This is a genomic window from Methylophaga sp. F7, assembly GCF_056863975.1.
Genome location: NZ_CM166511.1, coordinates 971,490 through 984,543 on the forward strand (window position 1 = coordinate 971,490; position 13,054 = coordinate 984,543).

9 protein-coding genes and 1 pseudogene are annotated in these 13,054 nt (G+C 45.5%); 9 read left to right on the top strand and 1 reads right to left on the bottom strand.

The genetic code is table 11. From position 1 onward, the window contains the following. The first annotated feature begins 15 nt into the window (after positions 1-15). The 8 genes and pseudogenes from AC08OG_RS05030 to AC08OG_RS05065 all read left to right on the top strand — a co-directional run bounded on the left by AC08OG_RS05030 (position 16) and on the right by AC08OG_RS05065 (position 9,745). On the top strand, positions 16-876 hold the full coding sequence (locus AC08OG_RS05030; RefSeq protein WP_292748814.1) for a universal stress protein: 861 nt from the start codon (positions 16-18) through the stop codon (positions 874-876). Next, entirely contained in the window at positions 876-1,241 is a 366-nt protein-coding gene (locus AC08OG_RS05035) for a TraR/DksA family transcriptional regulator (protein WP_482930203.1), read from the top strand. The genes AC08OG_RS05030 and AC08OG_RS05035 overlap by 1 nt, the downstream gene beginning before the upstream one ends. A 78-nt stretch (positions 1,242-1,319) precedes the next feature. Then, positions 1,320-3,377, top strand: coding sequence for a sensor domain-containing diguanylate cyclase (locus AC08OG_RS05040; RefSeq protein ID WP_482930204.1), 2,058 nt, complete (start codon positions 1,320-1,322; stop codon positions 3,375-3,377). 76 nt (positions 3,378-3,453) lie between these two features. Further along, positions 3,454-5,039, top strand: a pseudogene (locus tag AC08OG_RS05045) (peptide chain release factor 3). Positions 5,040-5,122: 83 nt separating this feature from the next. Then, entirely contained in the window at positions 5,123-5,635 is a 513-nt protein-coding gene (locus AC08OG_RS05050; protein ID WP_482930205.1) for a sigma-70 family RNA polymerase sigma factor, read from the top strand. 3 nt (positions 5,636-5,638) lie between these two features. Further along, on the top strand, positions 5,639-6,616 hold the full coding sequence (locus AC08OG_RS05055) for a FecR domain-containing protein (RefSeq protein WP_482930206.1): 978 nt from the start codon (positions 5,639-5,641) through the stop codon (positions 6,614-6,616). Between the two features lie 78 nt (positions 6,617-6,694). Next, positions 6,695-9,169 (top strand): TonB-dependent siderophore receptor, encoded by a 2,475-nt coding sequence (locus tag AC08OG_RS05060; RefSeq protein ID WP_482930207.1) that lies wholly within the window; start codon positions 6,695-6,697, stop codon positions 9,167-9,169. Between the two features lie 126 nt (positions 9,170-9,295). After that, positions 9,296-9,745 carry a CBS domain-containing protein gene (locus AC08OG_RS05065; RefSeq protein WP_292355418.1) on the top strand — a complete coding sequence of 150 codons (450 nt, stop codon included), beginning with the start codon at positions 9,296-9,298 and terminating at the stop codon, positions 9,743-9,745. A gap of 59 nt (positions 9,746-9,804) precedes the next feature. On the opposite strand, the gene AC08OG_RS05070 is transcribed toward AC08OG_RS05065, so the two are convergent. Beyond that, a complete protein-coding gene (locus tag AC08OG_RS05070; protein ID WP_292355419.1) occupies positions 9,805-10,092 on the bottom strand; it encodes a DUF3579 domain-containing protein in 288 nt (95 codons plus the stop codon). A gap of 158 nt (positions 10,093-10,250) precedes the next feature. On the opposite strand from AC08OG_RS05070, the gene ileS reads away from it, so the two are divergent. Next, positions 10,251-13,052, top strand: coding sequence for an isoleucine--tRNA ligase (ileS, locus tag AC08OG_RS05075; protein ID WP_482930208.1), 2,802 nt, complete (start codon positions 10,251-10,253; stop codon positions 13,050-13,052). Positions 13,053-13,054 lie beyond the last annotated feature (2 nt).

Genomic DNA, 13,054 nt, shown 5'->3' on the forward strand with positions numbered 1-13,054 from the left:
AGAGGATTGAGAGAGATGACAAAAATAATTGCCTGTATTGATGGCTCGATAACTTCGCCCTCAGTTTGTAAAGCGTCAGCCTGGGTGAGTGCTAAGTTGCAAGCACCATTGGATTTATTGCATGTTTTGGATAAGACCGAATATCCCAAACCTGAAAACAGTAAAAATCTGTCTGGCAATATTGGGTTAGGCAGTCGGGAACATCTGCTTGAAGAATTAGTGAAGCTTGACGAGAAGCGTGGTCGGCTGGCTTTGGAGCATGGCAAAAATATTTTGCAGGATGCCAGAGCATTAGCTCAACAACATGGTGCAGTTGAAGTGACCACGCATCAACGTCACGGCGGTTTGATGGAAACCTTGTCTGATCTGCAGGATGACACTCGGGTGCTGGTGTTAGGTCGTCAGGGCCAGGCTCATGAAAATGAAACACATAGTCTGGGCAGTCATCTGGAAAATGTTATCCGTGCATTGAATAAACCGATTCTGATTACCTTGCCTGAATTCAACACTCCACAACAGTTTATGATTGCTTATGATGGCAGTGAAACGGCTACCAAAGCATTGGAAAAGGTTGCTGAAAGTGACTTGCTAAAGGGGATGCCAGCACACATTGTTATGGTGGCTGAAGATGATAATAACCATCAAGCTCAATTAAATTCAGCTGTACAGCGCCTGACTGGAGTTGGTTTTGATGTCACTGCAGCATTAATTCAAGGCGCAGTAGAACCCGCCTTGCATCAGTATCAACGTGATAATGATATTGATTTGTTGGTAATGGGTGCTTATGGGCATTCGCGTATTCGCCAGTTTCTGGTCGGCAGCAATACCGCCAAGATGGTCAGGATGAGTGATATCCCAATTCTGTTGCTTCGTTAATGGAAATGCTTTTCCTTAATCAAATGAATATTGTGCAGTTGGAAAATTATCGACAACGATTATTTTTACTCAAACAAGAAGTGGAACAATCACTTACTGAAGATTCACATCAGGTGGCGGAGCTTGATCAGTCGCGAATTGGGCGTTTGTCACGTATGGATGAGTTGCAGGACCAACAGCTTGCCATTGAAGTCCAGTTCAGGCTTAAACGCAAACTGCAAGCCATAGAAGGTGCTTTAAACCGTATTAATAATGATGATTTTGGTGTTTGTTATCTTTGTGATGAAGCCATTACAGACGCTAGATTGACTTTTGATCCCACTGTTACCCGCTGTCTGCAATGCGCGGATAAGAACTCCGATTAATATTCTGATTTTTAATTGTTTTGAGCCTACAATTCTTTTAGCAGTAGAGGGCTTCAATCTTTAGTTGGAGAATATTCTGTGGAAAGCACTTTTGAAGAACAACATCATCCAGCGATTATGATTGAAGGTATCCAGCCCTTCGGTTGTTTAATCCGTTTTGATGCTGATTTACAGAAAGTTTTCCAGGTCAGTGCAAATTTGCAGAATATATTGGGTGTTTCAATAGATGTAGCCCTGATGTCGTCACCAAGAGATATTCTGGGTGGCAAATTACAACACCGCTTGCAGCAGGCGCTCACTAAAAACTCACGTCTTTCCGCGGCATTCACTATTAATCGTCAGGTAAATGGATCATATCAGCGATTTCATGTGATGGCTTACCGTTACGATGTATCCATCGTCGTGGAATTTGAGCCACTCTCCCGTTCCGGAGAACAGCGTTTATTGCCAATCGTTAATGAATGGTTGAGTCGCTTGGCACAGGTTCAGCAAATTGGTCAGTTACAACAAATGCTTGTGCAAAGTGTGCAGGCCGTTACGGGCTATGACCGCGTGTTGTTATGTCAGTTTGATTCGCACTGGCAACGCATTGCGATCGCGGAAGAGTGCCGTGACCCTGCCAGAAGTTTATTGAATTACCGGTTTCCTGCCAGTGATATTCCCAGCATAGTAAGAGATCGGTATGCGGTTAATCCATTGCGTCACGTACCCGATGTCAATGCCAAGGTCGTGCCATTGGTGCCGACTTCAGACTCAATCAATTTGCCAACACCGGATTTAACGGCTGGTGTACTCAGAGCATTATCCCCATTTCACTACCAGTATCTGTGCGAGATAAATATCGGCGCTTCATTATCCATCGCGGTAACAGATGAACAACGGCTATGGGGCATTCTGACCTGTCATCATTTCGCTGCAAGTGATATCTCGGCAGCGGAACGCGATGCTGCCTTTAATCTTGTGCAAATGGCATCTCAACGATTATTTTTATTGCGAGCCCGACAACAGGCCCAGTTTCTGGAGCAGGTCTTAAATAGCCGTGAACTGCTCTCAGCGGAACGTGACAAAGTTGTCCAGCCGACAACATTGCTCGATAAATATGGCAAAAACTGGATGGAGTTGTTTAATAGCAGTGGCATCGCTTTGTTATATCAGGAGCAAGTGCGGTGTGCCGGGGAAACTCTGGATAACTTTGAGCTGGACCTTGTCGGTAAATGGCTTACAGAAAATATCGGCCATAAGGCCTGCTGGGCGTGTGACCATCTGTCAAGGAGCCCATTGGATAACCTGGTTAACCTACGAAAACGGGCAGGTCTATTGGCCGTGCCTTTACCAATAGAGCACAACCAATCCGGATGGCTTTTGTTGTTTCGTGACGCTGAGAAAATGCAATGCAGTTGGGTTGGGAAAAAACAGAGAATAGAAGCTGAGACATCGAATCCGCTGCATCGTGTCGAAGAGCGTGGTCATGAAATTTGGGTAGAAACCATTGAGAGTGAAGCTCAACGCTGGTCTGCAAATGAACAGCATGCAGCGCAGGATTTGGCTGAAGATTTGGCAGTAGCGATTACGGTGCACCAAATCAACCGACTCAACAAAGAATTACAACGTGCTAATAAACAGCTTAAAGAGATTGCACATACGGATACGTTGACCCGAATCTGGAATCGCTATCGAATGGAATTGGCTATTGATGCCGAATTGGCCGCAGCCGAACGTTATGGACACCCATGCTCGGTATTATTGTTTGATGTTGACCGCTTTAAATCGGTCAATGATACCTATGGTCATGATATGGGCGATCAGGTTTTAACCCGGCTTGCAGAGGAAGTGCAATCAAAACTGCGAGTCAGTGACCATTTAGGTCGCTGGGGCGGTGAAGAATTTATTGTCCTGGCATCGCATAACACATTGGATGAAGCCATGGCGCTGGCAGAACGTCTGCGTCAACATATTGAAATGGTTGAGTTCGAAACGGTCGGGAAAATTACCGTCAGTATCGGTGTTGCTCAAGCAATAACAGGCGATGAAAGTCGCAGGCGTTTGTTAGAAAGAGCCGATCAGGCTATGTATCGTGCCAAGCAATCAGGCCGTAATCGTGTTGAAGCGGCAAGTGCCGAATTGTCTACATCCTGATTTTCATCCAAAATACGCGGTTTATTGCGCGTGCTGCCAAGTTTGCTTGGCCTATCTAATTTTAAACTGAGTCAATATGTCCGAAAGCCTGTTACAGAAACAAGTCTCAAAACGACGCACCTTTGCCATTATCTCGCATCCTGATGCCGGTAAAACCACCCTGACTGAAAAACTGTTGTTATTTGGGGGGCTATTCAAATGGCTGGTAGCGTGAAATCACGCAAAACCGATAAGCATGCCACCTCGGACTGGATGGAAATGGAGAAGGAGCGGGGTATCTCAGTGACCTCTTCAGTGATGCAATTTCCCTATAAAGACCGCATTGTAAATCTGTTGGACACACCAGGCCATGCTGATTTTTCTGAGGATACCTATCGCACACTGACAGCAGTGGATTCTGCATTGATGGTTATTGACAGTGCCAAAGGTGTTGAAGAACGTACCATTAAATTAATGGAAGTCTGCCGTCTACGCGATACGCCAATACTAACCTTTATCAACAAGTTGGATCGGGAAGGCCGTGATCCTTTGGATCTGCTTAGCGAAGTTGAAAATATTCTGAATATCCGCTGTGCACCAATTACCTGGCCAATTGGTATGGGAAAAGGCTTTAAAGGGATTTTTCATCTTTATAATGACAATATTCGCTTGTTCGAAGCACATGGCAAAGATGCCGATGCAGGTGAAGTGATTCAAGGGTTGGATAATCCGCGTCTGGATGAACTATTCGGCTCTATGGCTGAGGATTTAAGGGAAGAAATTGAACTGGTTCGCGGGGCCAGTGATCAATTTAATCTTGGTGACTTTTTGTCTGGACAAATGACGCCGGTGTTTTTTGGTTCAGCAATGAATAACTTTGGTGTAACCGAATTGATGGATGCCTATGTTGAATATGCGCCAGCACCACAACCAAGGGAAACAAAAACCCGTGACGTAGCCGCCGATGAAGATGTCTTCAGCGGCTTTGTGTTTAAGATTCAGGCCAATATGGATCCAAAGCATCGGGATCGCATTGCCTTTATGCGTGTCTGTAGCGGTCATTACACCAAAGGCATGAAACTCCGGCAGACGCGCATTGGCAAAGATGTGACTATCGCCAATGCAGTGACCTTTATGGCTGCTGAGCGGGAGCAGGCTGAAGAAGCGTGGCCGGGTGATATTCTCGGGTTACATAATCATGGCACCATTCAGATTGGCGATACCTTTACCCAGGGTGAAGATCTGCAATTCACCGGTATTCCTTACTTTGCTCCAGAATTATTCCGGCGCGTGCGTTTAAAGGATCCATTAAAAAACAAAGCCTTGTTAAAAGGATTACAACAACTCAGTGAAGAGGGTGCCACTCAGTTATTTCGTCCTTTGGATAACAATGACCTGATTCTTGGCGCGGTTGGTGTATTGCAATTTGATGTTGTCGTACACCGATTGAAAGGCGAGTATGGCGTTGAATGCGCATATGAACCGGTTCAGGTGCATACCGCACGCTGGGTGTATTGCGATGATGTGAAAAAGCTGGAGGAATTCAAGCGTAAAGCGTCGATGAATCTGGCCCTGGACGGAGCGGACAACCTAACCTATATTGCCCCGACACGGGTCAATCTGGATCTGACAATCGAACGCTGGCCGGAAATTGAATTCCGTTCTACCCGCGAACATCTCTGATTTAGTCGGCACGACAGTTTGCCTATGTAATGTCTGTCATTATATGATAATGATTCTCATTACTTTATACGGTCAAGTTTTCCATGTCGGCTTCAGAGATAATCGATCAGCACTATATTGGCGAATTATATAAAGATCATCACTCTTGGCTGCTGAGTTGGCTACGCAGAAAACTGGACTCTCCTGAATTTGCGGCGGATATTTCTCATGATGTGTTTGTTAAATTACTGACTCGTGAAGAAAACAAACAGATCCATGAGCCGCGGGCCTTTCTCACAACTATCGCTCGCCGCAGTCTTGCCAATCATTGGCGTCACCAGCAAATTGAACAGGCTTACCTCGACGCTTTGCGGGCGTATCCAGAACCATTGCATCCTTCAGAAGAGGAGCGGGCTGTGATTATCGAAACGATAGTAGAGATAAATGCGCGTTTGGATGGATTGCCTACCATAGTCAAACGGGCTTTTTTGTATTCCCAGCTTGATGGTATGCGTTACCAGCAGATTGCCGAGAAACTCAATATTTCCATTTCCACCGTTAAGCGTTATCTGACTCAGGCTGCCGCACAGTGTTATTTCGCTATTAATCTTCAATAAACTATGGCGGCACTGAAGATTAACGAAGATATTGCTGTACAAGCGGTGGAATGGTATTTCTCGCTCAAAGAAAGCCCACAGGATGCCGAGCTCCAACGAAGCTGGAAAGCATGGATCGATAGTGACCAAACGCATTATCAAGCGTGGTTGAAAATCGAACAATTCAATCAGGAATTGGGCTCATTGGCTAACCCAATTTCCAAAACGCTTACCCATAAAAGTGTGACGCTTGAGAACAAAAATCGTCGCCAATTGCTTCGATCCATCCTCGCCATCGCTTTTGTCGGTGCTGGTGGTGGGATCGCTTTACAACGTCATCAGTTATTTCCAGTTATGGCGGCTGACTACCGCACTGGTAAGGGCGAAACCAGGCAAATTAATCTCAACGACGGTACGCGAATTGAGCTCAATGCAGAGAGTGCTATTAACGTCAGTTTCTCCATAAATGAACGTAGCCTTTATTTGTTAACCGGCGATGTATTGATAGAAACAGCTAGGGGTGAGGCCGCCAGGCCGTTGGTCGTTTATGCTGCATGGGCGCGTTTTCAACCACTTGGTACCCGGTTTTATATTCGCAGCCGTGAGCAAGACGGATTATTGGCTGTCTATGAGGGAGCCGTCAATTTATGGCAAACAGATCAATTGCACTTTTCACCGTTACGCATAGAGTCCGGACAGAAACTGGTATTTGACCAGAATGGCTTAAGTGAATTGATGGTTGCGGAAAGTAGTGATCTGGCCTGGCAGCAAAATATACTGGTTGTTGATGCGATGTTTCTGAGTGACTTTGTAAAAGAGCTTGGTTATCACCACCATGGCTGGATTCATTGTGATAACTCGGTGAGCCAAATGCGGGTTTCGGGTACCTATCCGCTGGATGATATTGATCGTGTCCTTCGAGCGTTAACGACCTCACTGCCGATTGAACTGGTTTACCGAACCCGCTACTGGATAACATTGAAGGCAAAATCAAAAAATTAATTTTTTGTGGTCCGTTTTTATTTCTCACCTGACAGTACAGATAGAGACTTGAATTGTTACTGGAGAACGAGAAATAAAATGTTAAAAACTACCCTTCAAACACCGACGCTATTGAGCGCCGTGACCCTCGCAATACTCTTTAGTGGTGGCTTATTGTTCACCACAACCAATACAGTGCAAGCGGCTGAAATGTCGACCAAAGGTCTTCATGATCAAGTTAAGTTTGATATCAGCGCAGGCTCACTGTCTTCTGTTTTAAATCAATTTGGCCAGCAAGCCGATATTTTATTGACCTACTCACCAGAACTGACTCAGGGACTGCAAAGTCAAGGACTCCGCGGGGAATATTCAGTAGAAGCAGGCTTAACACAGTTATTAAAATCCACCTCACTTACTGTTCAAAAACAAGCGGATAAGAGTTTCTTGATCACTGATACAGGTTCGACAAGTGCCTTATTGCCAGTGGTTACCGTAACGGGACAGCAGACAGTCATTTCGCCTTATGCACCATTAGCGGGATATGCAGCTGTCCGAAGTACCTCAGCCACCAAAGGCAGTGCCGATTTATTGGATACACCACAATCCGTTTCTGTTATTACCCAGCAGCAACTGCAGCTTCGTGGGGCATTAAATGTTCAGGATGCATTACGTTACACGCCGAGCTTGAGTGTTCCTTACGGCTATGACACACGTTATGACTGGTTCAGTCTCCGCGGTTTTGATGCCAAATCACAAGTTTACCGAGATGGTTTATTGCAACCGACCAGTCTTTACGGTTTGCCACGGGCTGATAATTACACACTGGAACGGATCGAAGTGCTCCGTGGCCCTAGTTCAGTGCTTTATGGGCAGGCGCAGCCGGGTGGTCTGGTGAATCTGGTCACTAAACGGCCGACCGAAGAAACACGACGTGAATTGCGAGTATCTGCGGGATCGGATGATTTTGCTGAATTAAGTGGTGATTTCAGCGGCGCGATTGATGAAGACGGCCAATTTTTATATCGCCTGATAGTCTTGGGCAATGAGGCCAACACAGAAGTCGATCAAAATGAAACCAGGCGTAAATTGATCGCACCATCAATTACCTGGAATATAAGTGATGACACACAACTTACGCTGTTAGCATTGCAACAAAAAGATGATCAGATCTACAGTTTTAATCAACATCTCTCGCCTTATATTCTTGAAGCTTTCAACGCTATTGGGACAACTTACGATATTGATAACGGCTTTTTTATTGGTGATGATGATTTCAACAAGTTCGAGCGTGATTATCAATCAGTGGGTTACGAGTTCTCCCATGTCATCAACGATAGTTGGGCATTTCGCCAAAACCTTCGCTATGACAAGGTGGATCTCAACTATCGCTATCTGTCACTACGCGGTGGTAATCCTCTTACCGCTGACTTACAGCGCAACGCAGCAATAGAGAATGAAAAACTGGATGCGCTTGCCATTGATAATCGTCTTGAAACGGTTTTTGACACAGGTGCTCTGGCTCACCAAATGATGATTGGTTTGGATTGGCGCTATAGCAATGCCGATGAACAGCGCTACAGAAGTAATGCCCCGTCTATTAACTACCTGAGTCCTGACTATGATCAGGAGATCGCCTATCCGGCCTTGCTAAAAGATCGAGAGGTTTACAGTCGTCAGACTGGTGCCTATCTTCAGGATCAGATTGCCTATAACAAATGGCGTCTGATGGTGGGTGGGCGTTATGACTGGGTGAAAACGGATATTGATGTCAATTTTGACAGGGAAAATTCTGCTTCTGATGTTAGTCAGTCAGAAAAACAGTTTTCCGGTCGATTGGGTCTTGTCTACAAGTTTGATAATGGTATTGCGCCTTATATCAGTTATAGCGAAGCATTTAATGTTGTCAACGATACCGATGTTAACGGTAATTTGTTCGATCCCGAGCTCTCTGATCAATATGAGATTGGGGTTAAATTTCAACCTGAAGGCAGCGACAGCTTTATCAGTTTGGCTTTGTTTGAACTGACCAAAGAGAATTATGTGTTAAGTGAATATAACTCTGCCGGTGTAGCCACTCGCCGCCAAGTCGGTGAAGTTAAATCCAAAGGGGTAGAAATTGAAGCTGCAATGGCTTTATCAGATAGTTTCAGATTATCGGCAGCCTATAGTTATATTAATGCTCGTATCACCAAATCACCTAATGCCTGGGAAGAAGACAGTCGAACGCCAATGCAACCTGACGAGACTGCCAGTGTCTGGCTGGACTATACCCAACAAACCGGGATGTTTAAAAACTTGGGATTAGGTTTGGGGCTGCGTTATGTGGGTCAAAGCAGCTACTCGACGTTAAATAACAACACGATTGCTTTTGTAACCGGTGAGACCGTCGCAGAGCTGGACAGTGAAAGTTATACCGTTATGGATGCCAGCCTGCGTTATCAGATTCAAAATATTGGACTGGCATTACACGTCACAAATTTATTCGATAAAGAATACGATACGTCATGCACTGAACAACTATGTTATTTCGGTGAAGGGCGCCGTGTGATGCTAACGGGCAGTTACAACTGGTAATGGACATATGAGGCTACATAGCTTCGGCTTGTAGCCTCTGATTTATATTGAAACTTTATTGACAGTCTTGCTAATTGGCGCCACTCTCAAGCAGAATGAATTTTCCATTCGTTACCGGAGAGAGAGATGAAAGTCAGACTCATTACCAAAAACAAAGGTAAGCCGGTTATCGGCCTGACACCAACCGATTCGCTGGACAAAGCCGTTCATTTGATGATGGAACATCGTATTGGTTCATTAGTGGTGACGGATAACGGTGCGTTAGTGGGAATTTTGTCAGAGCGTGATTTGCTGAATGTGTTGCACAAGAAGCACGCCATGTGGGAGCCGAAAACTGCCGCTGATGCCATGACACCCAATCCCTATACTTGTGATCCGGATAATACGCTTGAAGAAGTGATGAATATGATGGTCGAGCATAATATCCGTCATTTACCGGTAGTTTACAAAGGCAATCTTGAAGGCATGTTATCCATAACCGATATTGTGGAAGAGCTGCTGAAAAAAGCGAAGTTTGAAAATAAACTGTTAAAAAATTATATCCAGAACTGGCCGGACGCCGAGCATGAAGATTAGAGCCTGTTTATCTTTCCATCGTCATCTCTGTTGAGACTAAAATAGCGCCAATCTTCAGCCTATGATTCGGGTAGCTTCGCCATTCTTTCAACTTGCAGCTGGTTATCGTCAGCAAATTCGATGAGAAACTCGAACAACATGACATCTTCTTCTTCAAGCTGCGCATCAATTACTACACATTTTGTGCCTTCCAATGAGGCGAGTTTTACCCGTGGGTGAAAGATAATTCTTCTACCAGGACCATAACTGGCCACCGCACCACACAGTCGTTCAGCCCAGTCACTGGGGCGAAATTTACCGCCGTCTTTGGTGATGCCTTTAATGATCACTTTTTCCGTTGCAGTCATTGAATGTGGTGCTCTTAAATTAACAAAGGGGACAATGATTGGGCATTTTACTGTGTAACATCAGGCAAAGGCCAAACAAACTCTTTTCAGTGATTTAGGTCAGCGCGAAAAACCCGTATAATCGAGCGCTTTATTATTTGACGACAACGAGACGTTTTGTGGCCGACTACAAACAGACTTTAAATCTTCCTGCGACTGACTTTCCAATGAAAGCCGGCTTGCCCAATCGTGAGCCAGTAATGTTAAAGCGTTGGCAGGAGCAAGACCTTTATCAGCAGTTGCGACAAAAAAATCAAAATAAACCCAAATTCATTCTGCATGATGGACCTCCATATGCCAATGGTGAAATCCATATCGGCCATGCCGTTAATAAAATCCTCAAGGATATTATTCTTAAATCCAAAACCCTTAGTGGTTTTGATACTCCCTATGTTCCCGGCTGGGATTGCCATGGTCTGCCTATTGAATTAAATGTCGAGAAAAAAGTTGGTAAGCCCGGTGTAAAAGTCAGTCCGGCAGAGTTCCGTCAGGCCTGTCGTGACTATGCGGCTAAACAGGTTGATGGGCAACGTGAAGATTTCAAACGACTGGGTGTACTGGCCGATTGGGATAATCCTTATCTGACCATGGATTTTCAGTTTGAGGCTGACATTATCCGCACATTGGGTGAAATCATTGAAAACGGTCATTTACACAAGGGTGTGAAACCGGTTCACTGGTGTGTGGATTGTGGTTCAGCTTTGGCTGAAGCCGAAGTCGAATATGAGGATAAAACGTCACCGGCCATTGATGTCCGTTTTCCTTTGGTCGATGTGGCTGCATTTGATAAAGCCTGTCCGAACAATGGCTCTGGCGCTGTCAGCATTGCTATCTGGACTACCACACCATGGACACTGCCTGCCAATCAGGCTGTTTGTTTACATCCTGAGTTAGATTATGTTGTGGTGCAATGTGATAACGAGCGTTTGGTGCTCGCTGAAGCGTTGTATGAAAAAGCGCTGGAACGTTATCAATTAACCGGTGAAGTGATTGCCCGGGTTAAAGGCGCAACGCTTGAAGGTTTACAGTTGCAACACCCGTTTTATGATCGCAAGGTGCCAGTTATTCTGGGTGACCATGTCACGACTGATGCCGGTACCGGTGCGGTACATACTGCTCCCGGTCACGGTCAGGATGATTATATTGTTGGTCTGAAATATAAGCTGGAAGTAGATAATCCAGTGGGGGGCAATGGTGTGTTTTTGCCTGATACCCCAGTGTTTGCCGGTGAGTCGGTATTTAAGGCCAATCCACAGGTTATTGAATTATTAAAAGAAAAATCGGCTTTGCTGTGCCATATCGATATCCGTCACAGCTATCCACATTGCTGGCGGCATAAAACGCCGATTATTTTTCGTGCCACACCTCAATGGTTTGTCAGCATGAATCAGAATGGTTTGCGCGATCAGGCCATGCAGGCGATTGCTACCACTAAATGGATGCCGGACTGGGGCCAGAAACGTATTGAAAATATGGTGTCAGGTCGTCCGGATTGGTGTATCTCTCGCCAACGTACCTGGGGTGTGCCTATTCCATTATTTGTTCATCAGCAGAGTGGGGAATTACATCCCGATTCACAGGCTTTAATCGAAAAAGTTGCTTTGGCTGTTGAACAGGAGGGTATCGATGCCTGGTTTGATATGGATGCCAGCGATTTGATTGGTGCAGACGCAGAAAATTATTTCAAAGTCACCGATACGCTGGATGTCTGGTTTGATTCCGGAGTCTCACATGCCTGCGTGTTAACCCGGCGTGATGATTTACAACGCCCTGCGGATTTGTATCTTGAAGGCAGTGATCAACATCGTGGCTGGTTCCAATCATCATTACTGACATCAGTTGCTACTACTGGTAAAGCACCTTACAAAGCGGTGCTGACCCACGGGTTTACCGTGGATGCCGAAGGCAAGAAAATGTCCAAATCCAAGGGCAATACGGTTTCACCGCAAAAAGTAGTCAATAATCTTGGTGCCGATATTATCCGTCTCTGGGTAGCGGCGACGGATTACAGTGCTGAAATGACGGTATCGGATGAAATTCTGAAACGCACCGCGGACTCATATCGCCGTATTCGTAATACTGCACGGTATTTATTATCGAATCTGAATGATTTTGATCCTGCCGCCAATCTGGTCGCCACGGAGAAGTTATTACCACTGGATCGCTGGGTACTGGATCGTGCCTATCATCTGCAGCTGGAAATCCTGGCGGCTTATGAAAGCTATCAGTTCCATCTGATTTATCAGAAAGTACATAACTTCTGTGCCAATGAGCTGGGCAGTGCCTATCTGGATATCACCAAAGATCGGCAGTATACGATGCCAGCTGACAGCCTTGGACGCCGTTCATCGCAAACAGCTATGTATCATATCCTCGAAGCGTTAAGCCGCTGGATTGCACCGATACTGAGTTTCACTGCGGATGAGCTTTGGGAGTTTATTCCGGGTCAACGTAATGCTTCGGTGTTATTGAATGACTGGTATCAATCTCTGGAACCGTTATCGCAAGATAGTGTTTTGTCGGTGGCTGATTGGCAACAGTTGTTTTCTGTACGTGAAGCCGTAGCAAAAGAATTGGAAAACAAACGAAATCACGGCGAAGTAAAAGGCGGTTTAACTGCTGACGTTAATCTGTATGCAGAAGATAAGTTGCTGGATGTATTGAATAAAGTTGGCGATGAGTTGAAGTTCGTATTGATTACATCGTCGGCCAGGCGTTTTGCAATGGCAGATAAACCGGGAACGGCTATTAATACCGGTTTGACGGGCCTGGCAGTCAATATTCAAGCTTCTGCAAATTCTCGCTGCGAACGTTGCTGGCACCAAACTGACGATGTGGGCAGTCACGCTGACCACCCTGAATTATGTGGTCGCTGTGTTGAAAACGTAGATGGCGATGGCGAAACCCGCCGTTTTGCCTGAGG

Coding starts and splice junctions, on each gene's coding strand:
- AC08OG_RS05070 (WP_292355419.1), bottom strand. CDS start 10,092: ATGACTGCAACGGAAAAAGTGATCATTAAAGGCATCACCAAAGACGGC.
- AC08OG_RS05055 (WP_482930206.1), top strand. CDS start 5,639: ATGGCGGCACTGAAGATTAACGAAGATATTGCTGTACAAGCGGTGGAA.
- AC08OG_RS05065 (WP_292355418.1), top strand. CDS start 9,296: ATGAAAGTCAGACTCATTACCAAAAACAAAGGTAAGCCGGTTATCGGC.
- AC08OG_RS05030 (WP_292748814.1), top strand. CDS start 16: ATGACAAAAATAATTGCCTGTATTGATGGCTCGATAACTTCGCCCTCA.
- AC08OG_RS05060 (WP_482930207.1), top strand. CDS start 6,695: ATGTTAAAAACTACCCTTCAAACACCGACGCTATTGAGCGCCGTGACC.
- AC08OG_RS05035 (WP_482930203.1), top strand. CDS start 876: ATGGAAATGCTTTTCCTTAATCAAATGAATATTGTGCAGTTGGAAAAT.
- AC08OG_RS05050 (WP_482930205.1), top strand. CDS start 5,123: ATGTCGGCTTCAGAGATAATCGATCAGCACTATATTGGCGAATTATAT.